The 23746-nt window shown below is 63.7% G+C and carries 15 protein-coding genes; 9 read left to right on the forward strand and 6 right to left on the reverse strand.

The window, feature by feature from the left end:
- Positions 1 to 78 precede the first annotated feature (78 nt).
- Together QWY74_RS02340 and aat are read right to left on the reverse strand one after the other, a co-directional pair.
- A complete protein-coding gene (locus QWY74_RS02340) occupies positions 79 to 816 on the reverse strand; it encodes an arginyltransferase (RefSeq protein WP_264823697.1) in 738 nt (245 codons plus the stop codon).
- 30 nt (positions 817 to 846) lie between these two features.
- Positions 847 to 1581: a leucyl/phenylalanyl-tRNA--protein transferase gene (gene aat, locus QWY74_RS02345; RefSeq protein ID WP_264823696.1), complete on the reverse strand. Its 735-nt coding sequence runs from the start codon at positions 1579 to 1581 to the stop codon at positions 847 to 849.
- A 147-nt stretch (positions 1582 to 1728) separates the two neighbouring features.
- Here aat and QWY74_RS02350 point away from each other — a divergent pair, with 147 nt between their 5' ends.
- Both QWY74_RS02350 and lolA read left to right on the forward strand, forming a co-directional pair.
- The gene (locus tag QWY74_RS02350; protein WP_290313676.1) at positions 1729 to 5331 is read left to right on the forward strand and encodes a DNA translocase FtsK; all 3603 of its coding nucleotides are present in this window, start codon (positions 1729 to 1731) and stop codon (positions 5329 to 5331) included.
- A 125-nt stretch (positions 5332 to 5456) separates the two neighbouring features.
- Positions 5457 to 6089 carry an outer membrane lipoprotein periplasmic chaperone LolA gene (lolA, locus tag QWY74_RS02355; protein WP_264823694.1) on the forward strand — a complete coding sequence of 211 codons (633 nt, stop codon included), beginning with the start codon at positions 5457 to 5459 and terminating at the stop codon, positions 6087 to 6089.
- Between the two features lie 105 nt (positions 6090 to 6194).
- On the opposite strand, the gene QWY74_RS02360 is transcribed toward lolA, so the two are convergent.
- Positions 6195 to 7529 (reverse strand): replication-associated recombination protein A, encoded by a 1335-nt coding sequence (locus QWY74_RS02360; RefSeq protein ID WP_264823693.1) that lies wholly within the window; start codon positions 7527 to 7529, stop codon positions 6195 to 6197.
- A gap of 189 nt (positions 7530 to 7718) precedes the next feature.
- Between QWY74_RS02360 and QWY74_RS02365 the strand changes: the two genes are divergently transcribed.
- From QWY74_RS02365 to QWY74_RS02380, 4 genes are all read left to right on the forward strand, one after another.
- The gene (locus QWY74_RS02365) at positions 7719 to 8264 is read left to right on the forward strand and encodes a hemerythrin domain-containing protein (protein WP_290313678.1); all 546 of its coding nucleotides are present in this window, start codon (positions 7719 to 7721) and stop codon (positions 8262 to 8264) included.
- Positions 8265 to 8413: 149 nt separating this feature from the next.
- Positions 8414 to 9190, forward strand: coding sequence for a glutamate racemase (murI, locus tag QWY74_RS02370; protein ID WP_264823692.1), 777 nt, complete (start codon positions 8414 to 8416; stop codon positions 9188 to 9190).
- A 63-nt stretch (positions 9191 to 9253) separates the two neighbouring features.
- Positions 9254 to 10363, forward strand: a complete 1110-nt coding sequence (gene trmA / locus QWY74_RS02375) for a tRNA (uridine(54)-C5)-methyltransferase TrmA (protein ID WP_264823691.1) — start codon at positions 9254 to 9256, stop codon at positions 10361 to 10363.
- Positions 10364 to 10571: 208 nt separating this feature from the next.
- Complete coding sequence (locus QWY74_RS02380) at positions 10572 to 15413, forward strand: NAD-glutamate dehydrogenase (RefSeq protein WP_264823690.1); 4842 nt, start codon at positions 10572 to 10574, stop codon at positions 15411 to 15413.
- 243 nt (positions 15414 to 15656) lie between these two features.
- Here the strand turns inward: QWY74_RS02380 and mgtE are convergent, their stop codons facing one another.
- Positions 15657 to 17009, reverse strand: a complete 1353-nt coding sequence (mgtE, locus tag QWY74_RS02385) for a magnesium transporter (protein ID WP_264823689.1) — start codon at positions 17007 to 17009, stop codon at positions 15657 to 15659.
- A 197-nt stretch (positions 17010 to 17206) separates the two neighbouring features.
- On the opposite strand from mgtE, the gene QWY74_RS02390 reads away from it, so the two are divergent.
- Positions 17207 to 18229, forward strand: coding sequence for a quinone-dependent dihydroorotate dehydrogenase (locus QWY74_RS02390; protein WP_264823688.1), 1023 nt, complete (start codon positions 17207 to 17209; stop codon positions 18227 to 18229).
- Between the two features lie 51 nt (positions 18230 to 18280).
- Here the strand turns inward: QWY74_RS02390 and rmf are convergent, their stop codons facing one another.
- On the reverse strand, positions 18281 to 18490 hold the full coding sequence (gene rmf, locus QWY74_RS02395) for a ribosome modulation factor (protein ID WP_141317824.1): 210 nt from the start codon (positions 18488 to 18490) through the stop codon (positions 18281 to 18283).
- A gap of 430 nt (positions 18491 to 18920) precedes the next feature.
- Here rmf and rlmKL point away from each other — a divergent pair, with 430 nt between their 5' ends.
- Positions 18921 to 21143 (forward strand): bifunctional 23S rRNA (guanine(2069)-N(7))-methyltransferase RlmK/23S rRNA (guanine(2445)-N(2))-methyltransferase RlmL, encoded by a 2223-nt coding sequence (gene rlmKL / locus QWY74_RS02400; RefSeq protein WP_264823686.1) that lies wholly within the window; start codon positions 18921 to 18923, stop codon positions 21141 to 21143.
- Between the two features lie 79 nt (positions 21144 to 21222).
- Entirely contained in the window at positions 21223 to 21567 is a 345-nt protein-coding gene (locus QWY74_RS02405; RefSeq protein WP_264823685.1) for a glutaredoxin family protein, read from the forward strand.
- Between the two features lie 70 nt (positions 21568 to 21637).
- On the opposite strand, the gene QWY74_RS02410 is transcribed toward QWY74_RS02405, so the two are convergent.
- On the reverse strand, positions 21638 to 23314 hold the full coding sequence (locus QWY74_RS02410) for an electron transfer flavoprotein-ubiquinone oxidoreductase (RefSeq protein ID WP_264823684.1): 1677 nt from the start codon (positions 23312 to 23314) through the stop codon (positions 21638 to 21640).
- Positions 23315 to 23746 lie beyond the last annotated feature (432 nt).

Below are 23746 nucleotides of genomic sequence, written 5' to 3' on the forward strand. Positions count from 1 at the left end.
GCCTGCTGCCGCCTGTACCGATAGAGATAGCGCGATATTGTGCCGCATGCCGACCGCCAAGGCAAAGAATGCGCGCCCTCAATCGAGGATGAGGCGTCGCCAGTGTCGACCGTCGAGCCGCTCCAGCGGGCGAAAGTTCTGCTTGTAGGCCATCTTGCGGGATTGCTGAATCCAGTAGCCCAGATAGACGTGGGGCAGACCGAGTTGGCTGGCCAGATCGATCAGGCAGAGGACAGCCTGGGTGCCCAGGGAGCGGCGCGCGAACTGGCTGGCGGGATCGAAGAAGGTGTAGATCGCCGACAGGCCATGCTGCAGCTGGTCGAAGGCCGACACGGCCAGCAGTCGGCCTCCCAGGCGCAGCTCCAGTAACTTCGCATAGTCCTGGTCGAGGTTCAGGAAGGTGCGGTACTGGTCATAACTGGGGGGATACATGTCGCCATCCCGGTGGCGGACGCGAATGTAGTGGGCATACAGCGAGTAGTGTTCGGCATCGAAGACCGCCGGGCGCACATGCTGGGTAAGATCGGCATTGCGGGAGGCCAGCTTGCGCTGGGAGCGGCTCGGGGTGAAGGCCTCGACCGGCACCCGCACCGAGACGCAGGCACTGCAGTTTTCGCAATGGGGCCGATACAGGTGCTGGCCACTGCGACGAAAGCCGAGCAGAGTCAGGGCGTCGTAGACGCTCTCGCCCGGCGACTGCTGAGGGTCAAGAAACAGCGTGGTCGCCTCACGCCCCTCCAGATAACTGCAGGCATGCGGCACCGTAAGGTAAAAACGCAGGTCACGCACGGGTTGTCGGGGGGAGTTGCTGCTCAACGCTTGAGCCTCCTGTCGGGCCTTGCACCATCAGGTCTGGGCAGGCAGTGGGGCGAAGGGCCAGGTCGCGGCGCCCGCGACGGACGATCGGCCATGGGCTTCGCTCGCAAGCTGGCCCAGCCACTGGTCAAGATAGCTGACGAATGTCGATCGGGCGATGTCCTGGGCGCCCAGGCTGGCCAGGTGTGAGGTGTGCATCTGGCAGTCGATCAGGCGGCCGCCACCGGCCTGCATGGAGCGTGCCAGGGCCACCAGGGCAATCTTGGATGCGTCGCTTTTGCGGGAAAACATCGACTCGCCGAAAAATACCGGGCCCAGCGCGATACCGTAGAGACCGCCGGCCAGCTCCCCGGCCTGCCATACCTCGAGGGAATGGGCGCTGCCCATGTCATGGAGCCGGCAGTAAGCGTCTCGCATCGCGCCGGTGATCCAGGTGCCCGAATCCCCCTCCCGCGGTGCCGCGCAGGCATCAATCACGCTATCGAAGGCGGTGTTGGCTGTCACCCCGAAGCCTGCGTTGCGCCAGCGCTTGGCCAGGCTGCGGCGCACCCGGATGCGTTCGGGAAAAAGCACCATGCGAGGGTTTGGGCTCCACCACAGCAGAGGCTGGCCGTCGCTGTACCAGGGAAAGATGCCACGACGGTAGGCCGCCAGCAGCCAGTCGGGCGTAAGGGCACCCCCCGCTGCCAGGAGGCCATCCGGCTCGTCGAGCGCGCTTGAGACCGGCGGAAAATCCACCGGCTTTTCGGGGAGCCAGGACAGCATGTACCACTTTCTCGCATTCAAAAGGCGCAGTTTGCCGGGCCCCAATCGATGACTCAAGTCATCTGCCCCTGTGACGGTACGGCCAGGCTCGGTATGATTGGTGTCTATGGAATCTGGAAGACGCCATGAGCGCAAGGGGATGCCCGCTTGACTGCCAAGAAGAACACTACGTCGCAGCAACGTGCGGCGAACGCCAAGGAAACGGCCAGGCGCTTCGGCCTGCGTCTACAGGGGTCGGTACGCGAGGGTGTGATCATCTTGCTGCTGGCGGTCTGTGTGTTTTTATTGTTGGCCCTGTTCAGCTTTGATGCCGCGGACCCCGGCTGGTCGCGCAGCGGGCCTGAAACGCAAGTCGCCAACTGGATGGGTGCCATCGGGGCCTGGCTGGCGGATGTGCTGTATTCGCTGCTGGGGGCAAGCGCCCTGTGGTGGCCGGCCATGCTCGGTTTTGCAGCCTGGTGGCTGATTCGCTCACGTCAGGTCACCCTGCACTGGGATGCGACCCTGCTGGCCGTGCGTTGCGGCGGCCTGCTGTTGCTGCTGCTGGGATCCACGACTCTGGGCGCCCTGCATTTCTATCGTCCCGACAGCCCCTTGCCCTATGGCGCCGGCGGCATTCTCGGCGAGGGCCTGGTCGGGGCCTTGTTGCCCCTGGTGGGTAGCGGAGGTACCTCGCTGTTGGCACTCGCGGCGATGCTCTGTGGTGTGCCGCTGTTCACCGGCCTGTCCTGGCTGTACATCATGGACGAGGTCGGCGCTCGAGCCGTCTCGGCCTGGCAATGGGTCGCGGGGCGATTTGCGCTGCAACGCGAACCCGAGGACTCCCCGGCAGAGACCGCCAGCCCGGATGCCCCCCGGTCGAGCAGCGAATCCAGGACAGCCGCTGGTACCACCTCCGATACGCCACCCCGCGATGAAGTCGAACCAGCGCCCCGCGACGCCTGGTGGCGCCGTTTGGTGCCGGGGATGGCCAGCGCTTCCGGGCCTGCGCTGCAGAAAGCCGAGCGCGGTGACCCCGCTTTTGATCAGCAGGGCGCAACCGATATTCCCTGGGAGGTGCCGGAGCGCACGCCATCGGCCAAGCAGCCGGAGGCGGCCTACACCGCCCAGGGGCCCCGGGAACCGACGCTGTCGATGCCCGGCGGCCATAGTGAAACCAGTGAAGCGCCCGTAGCCGGCCCCTTGAGGGCGACCCGGGACGAATCGCCGAGCACCGCATCCAGGACCACCGCGGATACCGCCCAAGCGCCGGCCGAGCGCCCTGATGCGGGCTCGGCTGAGGAAACCGCGGCCCCTGTTCATGCCGAGTCAGTTCATGCCGAGTCAGTTCATTCCGAGTCTGTTCATGCGGCGTCTGCCGCCGCGCAGCCGGACGATACACCGACGAGCCCGGTCCAGGGTGCGCCTGCCGCCGCCACCGAGGCGGGGCGAGCGGAAGAGGGCGGTGCGCAACCCGGGTTCGAGGAAAGCCCGAATCGCGCAGAGGGTGCCGGTCTCCCGAGCGAACCTGCCCAGCCGGCGGAGCCGGTGACGGAGGCCGAGAGCAAAGTGGGTCAGGAGGCGCCCATCACCGAGTCAGCCTCCCTGGCCGCCGATGCGGGGTCGGAGGAAGCGCCGCTCGAGGCGACATCGTCCTCGCCTTCCGAGGACACACCGGCATCTATGGCGCCCACCCCATCCATGTCGCAGGGGGCCGGCATGTCGGCGCTAGCGAGCCACTCCATGGCCACCCGGGATGACGCTGAACCTACGGACGAGCCGGCTCACCGGGAACAGACGGCGGATCGCGAGGTTGACGGCACCTCCGGAGACAGCACCCAGGACATGGCGTCCGCTCCACCCCGCGAGAGCGCTGAACGCCGGGTCCCGGAAGTGGTGCCCGAGCCGGTTCTGCCGGAGGACGACGAGCTGCCGTCGGTGCTTCCGGCTTCTCCTCGCGAGGCGGCGTCACCGCCCCGTGCCGAGACGCATGCCAGCTCGCCCGCTGCCGAGCCCGGGCATGAGCCTCGGGCCGCCAGAGAGCCGACGGCGGCTGGCGAGTCTGCGGCCGCTCAGCGGCCCGACCAGCCCACGGCGGATCATGCACAGGCCGGAGTGCCGGCGGCGTTTTCCCCTTCTCATGACGCCCCGTCCACCACGGCCACGGCCGACCAGGCGAGAGAGGCGGCCAGTGCCGGGCCGGCGTTGTGGACGGTCGAGCACCTGCAGAGTCAGCGCCCCTCCTATGAAGAGTTCTCCGAGCCGGATGGCGACTTGCCGAGCCTGCGACTGCTGACACCACCCGAGCCGCATCAGCCGAATTACAGCGATCAACAGCTGGCCGACATGGCCGAGCTGCTCGAGACCCGGCTGCGTGAATACGGTGTCAAGGCCGAGGTCGTCGACACCTGGCCCGGGCCGGTGATCACGCGCTTCGAGATCAAGCCGGCAGCCGGGGTTAAGGTTTCCAAGATCAGCAACTTGGCCAAGGACCTGGCGCGCTCGCTGATGGTCAAGAGTGTCCGGGTGGTCGAGGTCATTCCGGGCAGGCCCACCGTGGGTATCGAGATACCCAACCCGCATCGCGCCATGATCCGCTTGCGCGAGGTCATCGATTCCGACCGCTACCAGAACGAGGCTTCGCCGCTGACGCTGGCGCTGGGTCAGGACATCGGCGGTGGCTCGGTGGTGGCCAATTTGGGCAAGATGCCGCACCTGCTGGTGGCCGGCACCACCGGCTCGGGTAAGTCGGTAGGGGTCAATGCCATGCTGGTCTCCATGCTGCTTAAGGCTCAGCCGGAAGACGTGCGCATGATCATGGTCGACCCCAAGATGCTGGAGCTGTCGGTTTATGACGGTATTCCGCACCTGCTGGCCCCGGTGGTGACCGACATGAAAGAAGCCGCCAATGCTCTGCGCTGGTGCGTGGCCGAGATGGAACGCCGCTACAAGCTGATGGCAGCAATGGGGGTGCGCAACATCGCCGGCTTCAACGAAAAGCTCGACGAGGCCGAACAGGCCGGCGCCCAGGTGGCCGATCCCCTTTGGGAGCCGCAGCCCTGGGAAATGCACCAGGACCCGCCGGTGCTGGAAAAGCTGCCCTATATCGTGGTGGTCATCGACGAATTCGCCGACATGTTCATGATCGTCGGCAAGAAGGTCGAGGAGTTGATTGCCCGCCTGGCCCAGAAGGCCCGTGCCGCCGGCATTCATTTGATCCTGGCCACCCAGCGGCCTTCCGTGGATGTGGTGACCGGTCTGATCAAGGCCAACATTCCCACGCGCATGGCCTTCCAGGTGTCCTCCCGGGTGGATTCACGCACCATCCTGGACCAGGGAGGTGCCGAGAATCTGCTGGGCCATGGTGACATGCTCTACCTGCCCGCCGGCGCGGGTATGCCGACCCGGGTGCATGCTGCTTTCGTCGACGATGATGAGGTTCACCGTATCGTCGAGGACTGGAAGCGTCGCGGCGAGCCGGAGTACATCGAGGAGATTCTTTCCGGCGGTGTCTCGGCGGATGCCCTGACGGGCTTGGAAGCCGAGGGTGGTGACAGTGGCGATGCCGAGCAGGACGCGCTCTATGATGAGGCCGTGCAGTTCGTGACCGAGAGCCGCCGGGCGTCCATATCTGCGGTGCAGCGTCGTCTCAAGATCGGCTACAACCGGGCCGCGCGTCTTGTCGAGGCGATGGAAGCGGCCGGGGTGGTCTCGACCATGGGGAGCAATGGCGCGCGTGAGGTGCTGGCCGGTCCTCCGGGAGGAGAGTGACCCCGGAACGTGCAAGGACCATGCAAGTTCGGGCAGCTCGGCAACTTGCCCGAACCCTGCTGGTCACAGTCCCACACGGACGCCAACCCAAGCGCCTGTCGGCGCACTCTTACAGGGAGCAAGCAATGATCAAATGGACAGCCTGCCTCGGCCTCGGTGCCCTTGTGGCACTGACGCCTCTTGCCGCCTCGGCCGATGAAGGTGCCGAGCGACTGGCTGGCATGCTCGAACCGCTCAAGACCTACTCGGCCGAGTTCGACCAGAAGATCCTCGACAGCGGTGGCCAACGCCTCCAGGAAGCCTCCGGGCAGATGTGGCTGGCACGCCCCGGGCGTTTTCGCTGGGAAGTAGATGCACCCTACCAGCAGATCGTGGTCTCGGACGGCGCGGAGGTCACTCTCTATGATCCGGACCTCAAGCAGGCCACGGTCCAGGCGCTGGACGAGCGCGTTACTCATACCCCGGCCCTGCTGCTCTCGGGCAGTGCCGATGAATTGACCGAAAGCTATGACGTGACCCGCTCCCAGCAGGGCACGGCGGAGACCTTCACGCTGACACCGAAAAACCCGGATACGCTCTTCGAGTCCCTGAAGATGACCTTTTACAGCGAGACCCTGGGCCGACTGCAGATGACCGACAGCACTGGCCAGCGAACCGCCATCGAGTTCGACAACACTGAGCAGAATGCCGAGATCGCGGATTCCCGCTTCTCCCTGGAGCTGCCCGAAGGCACCGATGTGATTCGCCAGGGCTCCTGACCCCGAGCTCGTTCACCGGATCACCCCCGCTCGTCGGGGACGATGTCGTTTTCACGCGCCCGATTGCCTGACCGGGCGCGCTGCACGTCCAGCCCTGTCCGACGCTCAGTCAGAGTCCGCGGCGTCATCCAGGCTGGCCCGCCAGTCGAGCATCTGCATGTAGCGTTTCTCCTGGCCGTATTCGGTCGGCCGGTAGAAGGTCTCGCGGGGCAGGTCCTGCGGCCAGCAGTCGTGGTCGCGGCCGGCAGGGTAGCCGTTGGGCTCGTTGTGGGCATAGCGATAGCCATCACCATGACCCAGGGACTCCATGAGGCTGGTCGGCGCGTTGCGCAGATAGGTCGGCACCTCGAGGCGTGGCTGGGCAGCGGCAAAGGCCTTGGCGCGGTTCCAGGCCTGGTCAACGGCGTTGCTCTTGGGCGCCACGGCCAGATGGGTGGCGGCGTGGGCAATGGCCCGCTGCCCCTCATGATCGCCCAGACGCAGGTAGGCGTCCCAGGCGGCCATGGTCAGCGGAAGGGCCTTGGGATCGGCATTGCCGACGTCCTCGGAGGCGATGGCGGTCAGGCGGCGAATCACGTCCAGCGGGTCGCCGCCACCCTGGATGAAGCGCGCCATGTACAGCAGGCCGGCGTCCGGACGTGAGGAGCGGATCGACTTGTGAATCGCCGAGAGCAGGTCGTAGAAGTGATCCCCCTGCTTGTCGAAGGCGCTGGCCTGGTGGCCGATGACATCGTCCAGCACCTGGTGCGCCAGGCGCTCGCCATCGCCTTCAGGCTCGGTGAAGTCGCAGGCGGTTTCCAGCAGGCCCAGAGCACGTCTGGCATCGCCTGCCGCGGCCCTGGCCAGCAACTCGAGCACCCCTTCATCGACACGGATCCGACGCTGCCCGAGCCCGCGGCTTTCATCCGCCAGCGCGCGGCGCAATACCTCCGTGACGTCCTCATCGGTCAAGGCCTTGAGCACATGCACCCTGGCACGCGACAGCAGTGCCGAATTGACCTCGAAGGAAGGGTTCTCGGTGGTGGCGCCGATCAGCGTCAGCAGACCGGACTCGACATGCGGCAGCAGGGCATCCTGCTGACTCTTGTTTAGACGATGGATCTCGTCGAGAAAGAGCAGCGTCGGCTGGTCCTGCCCCTGGGCGGCGCGCGCCCGCTCGACCGCCGCGCGGATGTCCTTGACACCGGCCATTACAGCCGAGAGCCTCTCGAAGTGGGCAGCAGACTCTGTCGCCAGAATCTCGGCCAGGGTCGTCTTGCCCGTGCCCGGTGGGCCCCACAGGATCATCGAACGCATTACACCGGTCTCGGCCATGCGACGAATGGGCTTGCCCGGGCCCACCAGGGCCGGCTGACCCACATAGTCGTCGAGCCGTCGAGGCCGCATGCGCCAGGCCAGCGGCGCGTTCTGTTCGGAGGTGGCTTGCTGGAACAGGTCCATGTCGAGCTCCTTGAGCGGCCGGTGAACTGCCATGATACGGCAAAGCGGGCAATCCTGGCTGTCAGGGTCTAGCTTGATATGACGTCGGATGCTCGGGGAGCCGCTGAACGGGAACCCCTGATCGCCAGTGACAGTCCAAGGGGCTGTGCCTGAGCCCAACGGCCAACAGAGGAGGCTTTCGCCATGCCCATGCTGAACCAACTGCGCCAGGATCATGCCAACATGGCTCGCATGTTGCACGTTCTGCAGATCAAGCAGAAGACCCTGGCCAACGGTGAGCGCCCCAACTTCCAGCTGGTCAGGGAGGTGGTGGATTACATTCTGGACTACATGTCCGGCTTTACCCTGCCACTGGAGGAAGTCTGCTCGGAGCGGCTGCGCGAGCGTGCCCCGGAATGCGATGACGTGACCGATAGCCTCGCCAAGGATTATCGTGCCCTCAAGGCGCGTCTCAAGCGACTGTCCAATGACCTGGACATGATCCTGATGGACGCCGTGGTGCCTATGGATACTTTCGCCGATGACCTCAAGGCCTATCTCGAGGCGCATCGTCACTACCTGCGCACCGAGCGTGAACACCTCTTCCCGCTGATTCGCGAGTACTTCGACGACGCCGACCTGGACAAGTTGGCCGAGGCACTGCCGGCGGGTGCCGCGGCGGAACTGGAACGCCTCCAGGCCGCCTATCCGGAGCTCTATGCCGAGTTGAAAGAGGCCCCGGACCCCACCGTCTGACAACCTTCAGCCCGAGCCTCGGTCTGAGGTAGAATGCCTTTCACCTTCATCATCCATGCGACGTCCATGTCATCCCATTTCTTTCATCCGGTGTCTGCCACGGCTCCCGCCCTCGGTTCATGCGCTTCCGGGGTTGAGGGGCCGTATTGATGTCAGGCCCCATTCTGGTATTCGACTCTGGTGTCGGCGGTCTGTCGGTAGTTGCCGCGTTGCGACGGCAATTGCCCGATGCCGGTCTGGCCTATGTCTGTGACAACGCCATGCTGCCCTATGGGCTGCGTGAGGATGCCTGGCTGGTAGAGCGCATTCTCCGGGTCTGTCGGGCAGCGGTCGAGAGCAGTGCCTGTGCCGGGCTGGTGGTGGCCTGCAACACCGCCAGCACCCTGGCGCTGGAGCCTCTGCGAAAACAGCTTGCCGTGCCGGTGGTGGGCACCGTACCGGCGATCAAGCCGGCCGCCGGCATGAGCGAGACCCGCCACATCGGCCTGCTGGCCACCAGTGCAACGGTCGGTCGTCCCTATACGTCGCGGCTGATCGAGCAGTTTGCCGGGGATTGTCACGTCACCCGCATCGCCGCCGACCCGCTGGTTGCGGAGGCTGAACGCTGGGTCATGGAAGGTCGGTTGGATAGCGGGGTGTTGCGTGATGTGCTGTCGCCGCTGGGCGAATTGCCGAGCCTGGACACCCTGGTGCTTGGTTGTACCCATTTTCCGTTGTTGAAACAGGCCCTGGCCGAGGCCACTCCGCACCCGCTGCGTTGGGTGGACTCCGGCGATGCCATCGCGCGACGCGCCGGCCAGGTCATGCAGGGCCATGATCCACAGGCAGGGCGTGATCGTGCCTGGATAAGCGCTGACAATGACGCTTTGCATCAGGGGTTGCGGCGCTTCGGTTTCCAGCGACCGGAGGCATTGCCACTATCCTGACACGCCCGGAAGGCCACTGCCGGCTGTCGACCTCATCCTTTATCATTTTTTTCAGGAGCCATCGTGGCCATACCCGTTGTCGATCCCCCGCGCTACGCGGAACAACTGGACGCCAAGCGTGACCATGTCAGCCGGACATTCGCGCCCTTTTGCCCGCCGCCGCTGGAGGTCTACGCCTCTCCCCCCAGTCACTATCGTCAGCGCTGCGAGTTTCGCCTCTGGCATGAAGGCGATGATCTCTTTTATGCCATGTTCGAAGCCGACCCCGAGGCCCCCGACAAGAAGCGTGTCGTGCGCCTGGACCAGTATCCGGTGGCGGGGCAGCGCATCAACGAGCTGATGCCTCGACTCATCGAGGCCATCCGCGACCAGCCTCTGCTGCGGCATCGCCTGTTTCAGGTCGAGTTTCTGACCACCTTGGATGGCGAAGCCCTGGTGACACTGATCTATCATCGAAAGCTCGATGAAGACTGGGACGAGGCGGCCCGGGAGCTCGAATCGCGGCTGGGCATCATGCTTATCGGCCGGGCCCGCAAACAGCGTCGCGTTCTCACCCGGGATCATGTCTGGGAGTGCCTGGAGGTCAACGGGCGCAACCTGCACTATCAACAGGTCGAGAACAGCTTCACCCAGCCCAATGCCGAGATCTGCCGTACCATGCTGGCCTGGGCACAGGAAGTCACGGCCGGCAGCCAGGAACGTGATCTGGTGGAGTTGTACTGCGGCAATGCCAATTTTACGGTGGCCCTGGCCGGCAACTTCCGGCGCGTGTTGGCCACGGAGATCTCGCGGACCTCGGTGGCCAGTGCTCGCGAAAACCTGGCAGCCAATGGTATCGATAACGTCACCGTGGGGCGGATGTCCGCGGAGGAATTTGCCCAGGCCCTGAAGGGCGAGAAAGGCGGGCGGCGTGTCGAGTCCTGGGCATTGCAGGAGTATGATTTTTCCACCGTGCTGGTGGATCCCCCCAGGGCGGGACTGGATGAGCAGAGCTGTCATCAGCTCAGCGAGTACGAGCGTATCGTCTATATTTCATGCAATCCGGAAACGCTGGCGCAGAATCTGCAGATCCTGACCCGGACACATGCGCTGACGCGGCTGGCACTGTTCGACCAGTTCCCTTGGACGTCACACTGTGAATGCGGTGTGGTGCTGGAACAGCGTCTTGCTTGATGCCTGGCCTATATCGAGCGCTGCATCTGGAGGGTGGCCGGCGTTGTCAAGAGGGATGCGCAACCGACATGCGCCATGAGCAAAAGGGCATTCGGCTGGGGGTTATACGACGTTTGGCGTAATCTCAGGGGTCCATGGAGCCCCGGGCTCCCCGCGACCATTGTTTATTCGGCCGCCGATGGTGGCCTACTGGCAGTCGAGGTGATTGATGCAACACGTCACACAGGAGGAGAGCCGACAGGATCTCCTCAAGCAGCTCAAGGAACGCCTGGAAACCCGTCTCGACAAGGAAAAGGCCGACACGGTCGACGACTTTGCTCACCTCTTCTACGCGGCCGTGCCCCTGGAAGACCTGACCGACCGACGCATGGACGACCTCTACGGTGCCACCCTCTCGGTCTGGCACTTCGTCCAGCAGTTCGACCACCAGGCCCCCAAGGTCAAGGTGCTCAATCCGGACTTCGAGGAGCACGGCTGGCAGTCCACACATACCTTCATTGCCGTGCTGCATGAAGACATGCCGTTTCTGGTCGACTCTGTGCGGGTCGAGCTGAACCGCCGCGGCATGACCATCCATGCCATTCACAACGCGGTGATGGCCGTGGGGCGTGACGACGAGCACCGCCTGACGCGCTTCGCCGCGCCGGACAACGCCGGCGAGGCGGAATACCGCGAGTCGCTGATCGCTATCGAGATCGATCGTCATTCCGACCCCGCCGAGCTAGAACAGATCGAACTCAGTCTGCGCGAGGTGCTGCGTGATGTGCGCACTGCGGTGGCGGATTTCGACCCGATGCGTGAACAGGTCCGCGCTGCTATTGCGGAACTGGAAGTCAATGTTCCGGCACAGGTTGACCCGGAAGACCACCGCGAGGCGGTCGAGTTTCTCAAGTGGCTGCTGGAGGATAACTTTACCTTCCTGGGCTATGACGAATATCGCGTCATCGACGACCAGGGGCGTCAGCGGCTCGACAAGGTCGAGGACAGCGAGCTCGGCGTCTTCCGGCTGGACAATCCGCGCTACCAGGAGCGTATCCGCACGGATCTCGGGGTGGAGGGCGACCATTTCGTGCCGGTGCCCCAGCTGATATCGTTTGCCAAGAGTGCTTTCCACTCGCGTATTCACCGGCCGACCTATCCGGATTATCTGTCCATCGACCGCTACGACGACCAGGGCCGGGTGGTCGGCGAGCGTCGTCTGCTGGGCATGTTCACCGCCACGGTTTATAACGAGTCGCCGCGCAATGTGCCGATCCTGCGCCGCAAACTGCAATCCGTCATGGACATTGCCGGGTTCAGTATCAAGGGGCACAACGGCAAACAGTTGCTGCAGATTCTGGAAGTTTATCCGCGCGATGACCTCTTCCAGATTGATACCCAGGAGCTCGCCCAGACCGCTCAAGGTATCCTCGACATTCGCGAGCGCCGCCGGGTGCGTCTGTTCATCCGCGAGGATACCTTCGGCAAGTTCTATTCCTGCCTGGTCTTCGTGCCGCGGGATGTCTTTTCCACGGAACTGCGGGTGCGGCTCCAGGAGCTGCTGTGCGAGGAGCTGGATGCCACCTCCGGCGATTTCAATACCTATCTGTCTGAATCGGTGCTGGCGCGCATCCAGTTCATCCTGCGCTTCAACGGCGATGCGCCCACCGAATACGACATCAAGCGCATCGAGGAAAAACTGGCCAAGCTGGCCCGCAACTGGCGCGATGATCTGCACAATGCGGCCATCGAGGGCTTCGGCGAGGAAAACGCCAACCAGTTGATGAGCCGCTTCCGAGATGCTTTCCCGGCCAGCTACCGGGAAGACTTCTCGGCGCGCACTGCGGTTTATGACCTCCAGCACATCGGTGAACTCGATGATGGTTCTCCCCTGACACTGTCGCTGTATCGCCTGATCGAGGAAGAGGAAAGCGGCGTCAATCTCAAGCTTTTCCATCGCGGCGCACCCATTCCGCTGTCCGATGTGCTGCCGATGATGGAAAACCTCGGCTTGCGCGTGCTCGGCGAACGCCCCTATGAAGTCCAGGCCAGTGATGGCGATTACTGGATTCATGACTTCACCCTGGAGCATCACACCAGTGTGGAAATGAATCTCCAGGAAATGCGCGTCCCCTTCATCGAGGCCTTCCAGCGTATCTGGGCCGGTGCGGCCGATAACGACCCCTTCAACCGTCTGATCATAGGCGCCAATCTCGACTGGCGCGAAGTGGCCATGCTGCGGGCCTACGCGCGCTATCTGAAGCAGATTCGCTTCGGTATGTCCCAGGCCTATATCGCCACGACGCTGGGCAGCTACCCAGAGATCACCCGCGAGCTGGTCTCGCTGTTCGAACTACGCTTCGATCCCGCCGAGCGCCCCGAGCCAGGAGTGATCGAGGACTGTGAATCCCGTATTCTGGCTCTGCTTGACGAGGTGCCGAGCCTCAATGATGACCAGTTGCTGCGTCGCTACATGGAGCTGATCAAGGCCACGCTGCGCACCAACTACTATCAGCGCGATAGCGCCGGCGATTTCAAGGACTACTTGGCCTTCAAGCTGGAACCATCGCGGGTTTCGGGCATGCCCAAGCCGCGCCCGGCCTATGAGATCTTCGTCGGCTCGCCGCGGGTAGAGGGTGTTCACCTGCGGGGCGGCAAGGTCTCGCGGGGCGGACTGCGCTGGTCCGACCGTCAGGAGGACTTCCGCACCGAGGTCCTGGGGCTGGTCAAGGCACAGCAGGTCAAGAACGCCGTCATCGTGCCGATGGGCGCCAAGGGTGGCTTTGTCTGCAAGCGCATGCCTGAAGGGGCCGACCGCGAGACCGTTCAGCGGGAAGGTATCGCCTGCTATCAGATCTTCATTCGTGCCCTGCTGGATGTCACCGACAATCTGGTGGAAGGTGAGGTGGTGCCGCCCCGGGACGTGGTGTGCCATGATGGCAATGATCCCTACCTTGTGGTGGCTGCTGACAAGGGCACTGCGACCTTCTCGGACATAGCCAACGAGATTTCCAACGAATACGGTCACTGGCTCAGCGATGCCTTTGCCTCCGGCGGCGCCAATGGCTATGACCACAAGGGCATGGCGATCACCGCCAAGGGTGCCTGGGAATCGGTGAAGCGTCATTTCCGTGGCCTGGGCATCAATACCCAGGAGGATGAGTTCACTGTGGTCGGGGTTGGAGATATGGCGGGCGACGTCTTCGGCAACGGCATGCTGCTGTCCGACAAGATTCGCCTGGTTGGGGCCTTCAACCACCTGCACATCTTCGTCGACCCGACACCGGATGCCGCGGCGAGCTTCGCCGAGCGGCAACGGCTCTTCGACCAGCCGCGTTCCAGTTGGGAGGATTACAATGCCGAGCTGATCTCCAAGGGCGGCGGCATCTTTTCACGCAGCGCCAAGTCGATCGCCATCACGCCGCAGATGAAAAAGGCCTTCGGCATCTCGGCCGACAAGCTGTCCCCCAATGAGCTGATTCATGCCATGCTTGTGGCGCATGTCGACCTCTTCTGGAACGGTGGCATCGGCACTTATGTTAAGAGCAGTCAGGAGACCGATGCTGATGTCGGCGACAAGGCCAATGACGCCTTGCGTATCAATGGCAGCGAGCTGAACTGCCGAGTGGTCGGCGAGGGCGGCAACCTGGGCCTGACCCAGCTCGGCCGCATGGAAGCCGCCGCCCGCGGGGTGCGTGTCAATACCGACTTCATCGACAATGCTGGCGGTGTGAACTGTTCAGACCATGAGGTCAACATCAAGATCCTCATCGACGAAGTCGTCTCGCGCGGTGACATGACGAACAAGCAGCGCAACCAGTTGCTGGCCGACATGACCGATGAAGTGTCCGAGCTGGTGCTGGCGGGCAATTATCGTCAGACCCAGGCGCTGGATCTGGCCGAGATTCTCTCGCTTCAAGGCATCGGGCCCTTCCGTCGCTTCATCAGCGAGTTGGAAGCGGCTGGACAGATCGACCGTGAGCTGGAGTTTCTGCCGTCCGACGAGTCCCTGCAGGAGCGCGCCCAGGGTCAGCAGGGCATGACACTGCCCGAGCTCTCGGTATTGATCTCCTATGCCAAGAGCGTGCTCAAGGGTGACCTGATCGCCTCGGATGTACCGGATGATCCGACCATTATGCGCTTTGTCGAGCGTGCCTTCCCGAAGGCCCTCAATGAGCGCTATCACGACGAGATGTACGAGCACCGTCTGAAGCGCGAGATCGTCGCCACCCAGGTGGCCAATGATCTGGTCGATCACATGGGCATCGTCTTCGTGCGTCGTCTCATGGATTCCACCGGCGCCTCCCGTGCGGATATTGCCCGGGCCTATGTCATCGCCCGTGACAGCTTCCAGCTGGCACGGCTCTGGGAGCAGATCGAGGCCCTCGACAACCAGGTCCCGACCCAGGTGCAGTACTCGATGATGCTCGATCTGATGCGCCTGATCCGGCGTGCCACACGCTGGTTCCTGCGTCAGCGCATGGGCATGAACACCCGCGATACCATCGACTACTTTGCCCCGCGTCTGGCTCAGCTCCAGGACAACATCGGCAAGCGCCTGCGCGGCGAAGAGCAGGAGCACTGGTCGGCCCGTCGCAAGGAACTGACCAAGGCGGGTGTGCCCGAGGCCCTGGCCTCTACGGTCGCGGCGTCGGCCAGCCTCTATGCGGCACTGGGCATCATTCAGACGGCGCGTCAGACCGAAGAGAAGCCGCAGCGTGTCGCCGAGGTCTTCTATGAAGTCGGTGCGAGGCTGCAGCTGCCCTGGATCATTCATCAGGTAACCCAGCTGGAAGTTCGCGATAGCTGGCAGGCCAAGGCCCGTGACACCTTCCGGGATGACATCGATCGCCAGCAGCTGGCCCTGACCGCCAGTGTCCTAGGGCTGGAAGGCGGCCCGCGGGAAAGCAGCGAGCGTGTCGAGCTGTGGCTGAACCAGCATCAGGCGATGCATGATCGCTGGCGCCACCTGCTGGACGAAGTCAGTGGTGGCAGCCAGGGCGGCTTCCCGCTGTTTGCCGTGGCGGTCCGCGAACTGGTGGACCTGGCCGAGAGCAACAGCGAAGGCTGATCCTGCTGCATCCAGTGTGGACTCATGCAAGAGACAAAAAGGGCGCCATGACGGCGCCCTTTTCCGTTGGCGGGGGCGCCCAGGAGCCTGTCGGATTTGATCGATCGTCGCGAGAATCACGGATTTCGAGACAAGTTTATTTATCTGATGAGGCGAATAGCCCGCTATTTAACGAATCAGATCGAATGAAATTGGCCGAAAGCCCGGGCTTCGTAGCAGATCAGCGTTAAGTCCGACAGGCTCCTAGAGAAGGAACATCGTGGCCAGCCCCAGGAAGGACATGAAGCCCACCACATCGGTCACGGTGGTCAGCACCACCGAACCCGACAGGGCCGGGTCGACGCCCATGCGCTTGAGGACCAGCGGAATCAGTATGCCCGCGACGCCGGCCGCCAGCATGTTGATGACCAGGGCGGCGGCAATGATGGCCCCAATGGCCAGGTTGCCGAACCAGAGTACCGCCAGGACCGCCACCACCATGGCCCACAACACGCCGTTCAGGGCCGAGATGCCGACCTCCTTGCGCAGCAGCCAGTTACTGTTGGTACGGCTGATCTGGCCCAGCGCCAGGCCACGGATCGCCAGGGTCAGGGTCTGGCTGCCGGCGATGCCCCCCATGCTGGCGACGATCGGCATCAGCACGGCCAGCGCGACCACCTTGTCCAGCGCATCCTCGAACAAGCCGATGACCCAGGCGGCGAGAAAGGCCGTCAGCAGGTTGATGCCGAGCCAGACCGCTCGGCGCTTGGCGCTGGGCAGCACCGGGGCGAACAGGTCTTCTTCCTCGTCGAGGCCGGCCATGTTCATCAGGGCCTGCTCGGAATCCTCACGGATGACATCGACGATATCGTCGATGACGATGCGGCCGAGCAGAATGCCGCGATTGTTGACCACCGGCGCGGAGACCAGGTCGTGAGTCTGGAAGAGGGTGGCTACATCACGCGACTTCATGGTGCCCTGGATGCTGTCCACGTCCGGGTCCATCAGATCGGCCACCGCCGTTTCCGGGTCGTTGGACAACAGGCGGGCCAGCGAGAGTACGCCGACGAAGTGACCATTGCGGTCGACGACCATCAGCGCATCGGTGTTGTCGGGAATTTCCTCCTTCCAGCGCAGGAAGCGCTGCACCGTCTCCAGGGTGACGTCGGCGCGCACGGCAATGGTGTCGGTGCGCATCAGGCGGCCGACGCTGTCCTCCTCGAAGGCCAGGGTTTCCTTGAGGCGAGCACGCTGCAGTTCATCCATGGAACGCAGCATGTCCTCGGCCACCTGACGCGGCAGGTCCTCGAAGAGTTCGGCCAGGTCGCTGGTGTCGAGTCCTGCCGTGGCGGCCACGATTTCCTCGTGATCCATGTCCTCGAGCAGGGTGGAACGCACCTCGTCATGGACATGCAGCAGCACCTCGCCATCGACTTCCTGGGGGACTCGCTCCCAGAGGCGAATCCGCTCATTGGACGGCAGTGATTCGAGCAGCAGCGCCACCTCGGCCGGTTCCAGGTCGGCAATGACATCATCGACCCATTCCAGGCGTTCCTGTTCGAGCGCCAGGTGAATACGCGACAGGCGGTTTTCCAGTGTCTCGGTCGTATCGGTCATGTCCATCTCCCTGGAGGCGCAGCATCGTGAGGACGAGTCAGGCTCGTGCAGTATGCCAAGTAGACCACAAAAGCGGCCTCGCGTGGCAGCGTCAAGCGCGGCGGCGTTGCCCGGTGGTCCAGGCGGCACTTCGTCGCGGCAGCCTGGCTGCGCTATACTGCGCGCCCGTATCCAACGCTCAACCGCCAGGAGTTGCCATGTATTCGCTTGCTCGCTCGTTGCTCTTCCGTCTCGAGGCGGAAAAGGCCCATGGCGTCGCGCTCTCGGCGCTGGACCTGGCTCAGCGAGTCGGTATGGCAGGCCTGCTGGCGGATCGTCCCGTGGCCGACCCCGTCAATCTGATGGGATTGACCTTCCCCAATCGCGTTGGTCTGGCCGCCGGCCTCGACAAGAATGCCGATCATCTGGACGCCCTGGGGGCGCTGGGCTTCGGGTTCGTCGAGGTCGGAACCGTGACGCCCCGAGCGCAGAGCGGCAATCCGGCCCCTCGGCTGTTCCGCGTGCCCGAGCGGGGCGCGATCATCAACCGCATGGGCTTCAACAACGCCGGCGTGGATCATCTGGTGTCGCGGGTGCAGCAAACGCGTTTTGCCGGCGTAATCGGCATCAACATTGGCAAGAACCTGACCACACCGGTCGAACAGGCCGTGGATGATTATCTGTATTGCCTGCGTCATGTTCACGCTCACGCCCATTACATCACCGTCAACGTGTCCTCGCCGAACACACCGGGGCTCCGGAATCTACAGTTCGGCGAGCAACTGAACCGGCTGCTCGGCACGCTGCGCGAAGAGTGTAGTCGACTCGACCAGGCCGCCGGACGGCGGGTTCCATTGGCCGTGAAGATTGCCCCGGACATGAGTGATACCGAGGTGGCGACCCTGGCGCACGGACTTAAGGCCAATGACATTGATGCCGTGATCGCCACCAATACCACTGTCGCCAGGGAGGCCGTCACCGGCCTGCCCCATGCCGAGGAAGCCGGAGGCCTGTCGGGTCGGCCGGTCTTCGAGCCCTCGAATGCCATTCTCCGGGCACTGAGAAAGCATCTGCCGGATCTGCCGATGATCGGCGTGGGAGGCATTGACAGCGGTGATGCCGCCGTGACCAAACAGCGGGCCGGTGCGGATCTGGTCCAGCTCTACTCGGGATTCATCTATCGCGGGCCCGGCCTGGTCGGCGAGTGCGCGCGGGCCCTGCAGACAGCAAAAAGCCCATGACATTGTCATGGGCTCGGCGGGTCGTCATCATGTTGGACGAAGTGGTGTCGGTTACCCGGCCACCATGGGGTTCTTGTGAATGCCGGACACGCCCGTCATGCCCGACCACTGGTCCCCGCGACCCTCACGCCAACCGCTCATCCAGTATTCCCGTAGATCGATGTCCTGGCTCGGGCAATCATCCCGCGACCGGCCCGAAACACCTGCCTTGTAGCCATGCACATAAGCTCGCTGGAAGCGATCACGTTTTTGTCGTTTCATAGGTCTACCTCGTGATGAAGGTGCCGATTTGGGTTTGGCGCCGCGGCTCGCGAACCGCTTCGTCGAACCCGAGTAGAGAGCCTGAAAGCGCGCCCGTGATGGATGTCGATGGGGCGTGGCTCGTAAACAAGACCATCAGGTTGAACATTGAGTAGGACCACGAATGACGCTACTCATTGAGGAAACACTGTCTAAATGCCTGCGCGCGCCAATCGCTACGTTGTGCGGTGCTCGAAAACTCGCCTAACTAGATGTTATGCCTCGTTTTCTGTGCTCCTACGCCTTGCGCTTTACGCTGCTAGGCTATTTATACAGCGCTCCCTTAATGGATAGACCAATGGGGTCGATTCTGTCGACCGAAATCTGTCATTAAAGCTGCATTTTCCTGACATGAACCAGCCGGCTGCCCGGCAACGCCGATGGACGATCCATGACCGAGAAATCCCCCCCGACGCCTCATACTTTCCTGGCCACCTGCCCGAAGGGCCTGGAGGGCCTGCTGAGTGACGAGCTCGCGGCCCTCGGGGCGACCCCCGTCAAGACCACCGTGGCCGGTGTGCATTTCGAGGGCAAGCTGATGGCCGCCTATCGGGCCTGTCTGTGGTCTCGCCTGGCCAACCGCGTGGTGCTGTGCCTGGTTCGCGAGGAGGGCGTCGAGACACCGGAACACCTGCGCGCGATCAGTGCCGGCATCGACTGGGCATCGCATCTGCCCACCGGGCGCAGCCTGGCCGTGGATTTTCACGGGCGGAGCGATGCCATTCGCCACACCATGTTCGGCGCACAGACCGTCAAGGACGGCGTGGTGCAACGCCTGGAGGCAGAAGGAAAGCCGCGGCCCGTCATCGAGCCGCGCACATCGGATTTGCGTCTTTACACGCACCTGTACCGCGGGCGCTTGACCATCGGGATCGACCTCTCCGGCGAGAGTCTGCATCGGCGCGGCTATCGACGTGGCGCCGGCCATGCACCGCTCAAGGAAAACCTGGCGGCGGCGCTGTTGATCCGTGCCGGCTGGCCGGACATGGCGCGACAGGGGGCGGCCCTGGTGGATCCCCTGTGCGGCGCCGGCACCCTGTTGATCGAAGCCGGGATGATGGCCGCCGACATGGCCCCCAATCTGTGGCGTGAGCGATTCGGCTTTCATGGCTGGGCCGGCCATGACGCCGCCGGCTGGCGTGAGCTCAAACGCGAGGCCGAAGCGCGCGCCAGTATCGGGCGCAAGCGCTGTCGCAACGGGTTGTTTGGTGCCGACCAGAGCCCCCCGGCCCTGGAAGCGGCCAGGGCCAATGCCATGCGCGCCGGCATTCCGGCCCTGATCGAACTCAAGGGGGCTGCCCTGAAGGAGCTTGAACGGCCCGCGGGGCTTGCCGCGGAGCAGTCCGGACTGCTTATCACCAACCCGCCCTATGGCGAGCGGCTGGGCGAGCTACCGGAGCTGGTCGAGCTCTACAGCCAGCTCGGCGAGCGCGCCCGTCAGGGCTTCCCCGGCTGGCGTCTGGCGCTGTTCACCGCCAACCCCGACCTGGGGCATCGCACCGGATTGCGGGCCCACAAGCAGTACTCGCTGAAAAACGGCCCCCTGGATGCCCGGCTGCTGCTCATGCAGGTGCCGGACGATGCCGCGCCATCTCCGGCGTCCGACATGGGCGAGGCGGGTGACACGCCTGGCGCAACGGCCCGGCCGGCGCGCAGCCAGAGCGCGCAGATGTTTGCCAATCGGCTGCAGAAAAACCGCAAACGCCTGAACAAGTGGCTGAAGCGTTCCGGCGAGAGCTGCTATCGGCTCTATGATGCCGATATGCCGGAGTATGCCCTGGCCATCGATCTGTATGGCGATCGGGTGCATGTCCAGGAATATGCGCCGCCGCGTTCGGTGAATGCCGACCAGGCCCAGAAGCGTCTGCACGAGGCCCTGGGAGTGATGCCCGAGGTGCTGGGAGTCGATCCCGGCAGGATCGTCATCAAGCGTCGCCAGCGCCAGGCCGGCCGGGCGCAGTACGAAAAGCAGGCGGCCAGTGGCGAACGCTTCGAGGTCCGGGAAGGCCGAGCACGCCTCTGGGTGAATCTGCGCGACTACCTGGACACCGGGCTCTTCCTCGATCATCGTCCGGTGCGCCGCATGCTCGCCGAGATGGCTGCGGGCAAGCGGTTTCTCAACCTCTTCTGCTACACCGCGGCGGCCACGGTCCAGGCGGCCCTCGGCACCGAGAAGGGTGCCGGCGCCAGTGACAGTGTCAGCGTCGATCTGTCCAATACCTATCTGGACTGGGCGCGGGACAACTTCAGCCTCAATCGTCTGGACCCCGCTCGCCATCGCGTGGTGCGTGATGACTGCGTCCACTGGCTGGAAACCGCCGGCGGCAAGTTCGACATCATCTTTCTGGATCCCCCGACCTTCTCCAACTCCAAGAAGATGACCGACACTCTGGATGTCCAGCGCGATCACGGCCGCCTGGTGCGGCTGGCCATGGCCCGGCTGGCGCCCGGCGGCACGCTGGTGTTTTCCAACAATCAGCGGCGCTTCAAGCTGGATGCCGACCTGACGGCGAGCTTCGAGGTCAAGGATATCTCGGCGCAGACCTTTGATCCTGACTTCAAGCGTCGCCCGGACCTGCACCATTGCTTCTTGATTCGGCATCTGGATGAGTGATGGGTGATGCATGGGGGTGAGTGGTCAGTTGTGAGGTGTGAGGTGTGAGGTGTGAGGTTAGGCGTGAGGGGATGAGCGGATGATCGAGCTGACCCTGTATACGACAACCGGCTGTTACCTGTGCGAGGCGCTGGAGGCCTGGCTGGCCCGGCTGGCCAATGCCGAGATACGGCTCGAGCAAGTGGATGTCGCCGAGGATGACGCCCTGGTGGCGTCATACGGGACGCGTCTGCCGGTGCTGGTGGATGTGTCAGGGCACGAGCTGGAGGGGGGATTTGAGCCCGCGCGCCTGGCTGCCTGGCTGGCCGATCGCGGCGGGCTGGACGTCGCCGCATGGGATGAGCTCATGCTATCCGCAGACAACGACGCAGCACCGCGGCCTGGGGCGGTCATGCGGAGCGGGCGTCGTTACCTCGGCGATTGAGAGATCCAAGGTGGTAGCTAAAAAGGGGCCCGCTCGAGCGGGCCCCTGGCGTGTGCAACGGGCGGTCTGCTTACATGTTCGGGTAGTTGGGGCCGCCGCCGCCCTCGGGAGCTACCCAGGTGATGTTCTGGGCCGGGTCCTTGATGTCGCAGGTCTTGCAATGTACGCAGTTCTGGAAGTTGATCCGGAACTGCGGCTTGCCATCATCCCCCTCGACGACCTCATAGACGCCGGCCGGGCAGTAGCGCTGTGCCGGCTCGTCATACTTGGGCAGGTTGTCGCGGATCGGCAACTCGGGGTCGGTCAGCCGGAGGTGCGTTGGCTGGTCTTCCTCATGGTTGGTGTTGGACATGAACACCGAGGAAGCCTTGTCGAAGGAAATCTTGCCGTCGGGCCTGGGATATTCGATCTTCTCGCACTCGGCGGCCGGCTTGAGTCGGGCATGGTCAGGCGTGGTGTCATGCACCCGTGGCAGCTTGCCGCCGGTCAACTGGTCCAGAAAGTTGAAGGCGCCCCCGCCGACGGTGCCGTACTTGTGAATCGCCGGGCCGAAGCTGGCGCTGGCCTCCAGTTCCTTGTAAGCCCAGCTGGCCTGCCAACGCTGCTCGAAGGCCGTAAGCTCGGCGCCGCCCGTGTCGCCTTCATCAGCCTGCGCGATGGCCTCGAAGACGCTCTCGGCGGCGACCATGCCGGATTTCATGGCCGTGTGCAGCCCCTTGATCTTGGCGAAGTTCAGGGTGCCGGCGTCGCAGCCGATCAGCAGGCCGCCGGGAAAGGTCATCTTCGGCAGGCAGTTGATACCGCCCTTGGCAATGGCTCGGGCGCCGTAGGCCACGCGTGACCCGCCCTCGAGATGCGGCTTGAGCACCGGATGGTGCTTCATGCGCTGGAATTCATCGAAGGGCGAGATCCATGGGTTCTGGTAGGCCAGGTCCATGATCAGCCCGACCACCACCTGCTGGTTCTCGGCGTGATAGAGGAACCAGCCGCCATGGGTGTGCTTGTCCAGCGGCCAGCCGGAGCCGTGGAGGACTAGGCCCGGCTCATGCTGGTCGGCCGGCACGTCCCAGAGTTCCTTGAGGCCGATGCCGTAGTGCTGAGGGTCCTTGCCGGCATCGAGCTGGTAGCGGTTGATCAGTTGCTTGCCGATATGGCCGCGTGCGCCTTCGGCGAACAGGGTATAGCGGGCACGTAGCTCCATGCCCGGCATGTAACCGTCCTTCGGCTGGCCGTCGGCCCCGACGCCCATGTCGCCGACGACGATGCCCTGGACGACCTCGTCCTCGATGATCGCCTCCTGGGCCGCGAAACCAGGGAAAATCTCGACGCCCAGCTCCTCGGCCTGCTCGGCCAACCAGCGACACAGATTGCCGGCACTGATCACATAGCGCGTGCTGCCATCCCCCGTGTTGTGCATGGTCTTGGGCACCAGGGCATTGGGCAGTTTCTGAGCCTTGTCGGCATCCTTGAGCAGATAGAGCTCATCGCGTACGGCGGGTGTGGTCAGGGGCGCGCCGCGTTCCGCCCAGTCCGGGAAGAGCTCATCCAGCGCTCGGGGCTCGAAAACCGCTCCGGAAAGGATGTGCGCGCCGACTTCCGAGCCCTTCTCGACCACACACACGGTTAATTCCTGCTCGGCGTCATTGGCCTGCTGCATCAAGCGGCAGGCGGCGGCCAGGCCCGACGGCCCTGCGCCGACGATGACCACGTCGACTTCCATGCTGTCGCGCTCAAGCTGATCTGTCATTATCCGGTCTCCTCCTGACTGATGCCCTATACGGGGTCACCCGTCGTGGGCAACCCATAGGTGCCATGCCAATGTAAGTGGTTGTTGTATTCTGGAGTGTTCCATGCTGGGCATGATAGCGGCAATAGGCCCTTTCTGGCGATGGTTGGCGCCATTCGCAAATTGCTGGAGTCGTCGGGATTGTGGCGGTCATCCCGGCTGTGGCACATTATTTGGGTTCTGGTGGCCAGGCCGGATAAACGCTTGCCTGAAAACATATAAGAGTATGTCGATCGGTTCCAGGAACCCCGCACGCGAGATGCGGTTCCTGCCGGGCGAGGCCCACCTCGCCATGATCCGGTTCCGAGACTGAACCAAGCGAGGACAACATGAAAGTACTCGTCGCCGTCAAGCGCGTCATCGATTACAACGTCAAGATCCGGGTCAAGCCGG

Origin of the sequence: Halomonas almeriensis, from assembly GCF_030409235.1 — a bacterium.
GTDB classification, from domain to species: domain Bacteria; phylum Pseudomonadota; class Gammaproteobacteria; order Pseudomonadales; family Halomonadaceae; genus Halomonas; species Halomonas almeriensis.

What these genes read in the sequence shown, in the direction of transcription:
- aat (WP_264823696.1), bottom strand. Translation starts at nt 1,581, where the DNA reads ATGCTGTCCTGGCTCCCCGAAAAGCCGGTGGATTTTCCGCCGGTCTCA.
- lolA (WP_264823694.1), top strand. Translation starts at nt 5,457, where the DNA reads ATGATCAAATGGACAGCCTGCCTCGGCCTCGGTGCCCTTGTGGCACTG.
- QWY74_RS02360 (WP_264823693.1), bottom strand. Translation starts at nt 7,529, where the DNA reads ATGGACCTGTTCCAGCAAGCCACCTCCGAACAGAACGCGCCGCTGGCC.
- QWY74_RS02365 (WP_290313678.1), top strand. Translation starts at nt 7,719, where the DNA reads ATGCTGAACCAACTGCGCCAGGATCATGCCAACATGGCTCGCATGTTG.
- murI (WP_264823692.1), top strand. Translation starts at nt 8,414, where the DNA reads ATGTCAGGCCCCATTCTGGTATTCGACTCTGGTGTCGGCGGTCTGTCG.
- QWY74_RS02380 (WP_264823690.1), top strand. Translation starts at nt 10,572, where the DNA reads ATGCAACACGTCACACAGGAGGAGAGCCGACAGGATCTCCTCAAGCAG.
- mgtE (WP_264823689.1), bottom strand. Translation starts at nt 17,009, where the DNA reads ATGACCGATACGACCGAGACACTGGAAAACCGCCTGTCGCGTATTCAC.
- QWY74_RS02390 (WP_264823688.1), top strand. Translation starts at nt 17,207, where the DNA reads ATGTATTCGCTTGCTCGCTCGTTGCTCTTCCGTCTCGAGGCGGAAAAG.
- rmf (WP_141317824.1), bottom strand. Translation starts at nt 18,490, where the DNA reads ATGAAACGACAAAAACGTGATCGCTTCCAGCGAGCTTATGTGCATGGC.
- rlmKL (WP_264823686.1), top strand. Translation starts at nt 18,921, where the DNA reads ATGACCGAGAAATCCCCCCCGACGCCTCATACTTTCCTGGCCACCTGC.
- QWY74_RS02405 (WP_264823685.1), top strand. Translation starts at nt 21,223, where the DNA reads ATGATCGAGCTGACCCTGTATACGACAACCGGCTGTTACCTGTGCGAG.
- QWY74_RS02410 (WP_264823684.1), bottom strand. Translation starts at nt 23,314, where the DNA reads ATGACAGATCAGCTTGAGCGCGACAGCATGGAAGTCGACGTGGTCATC.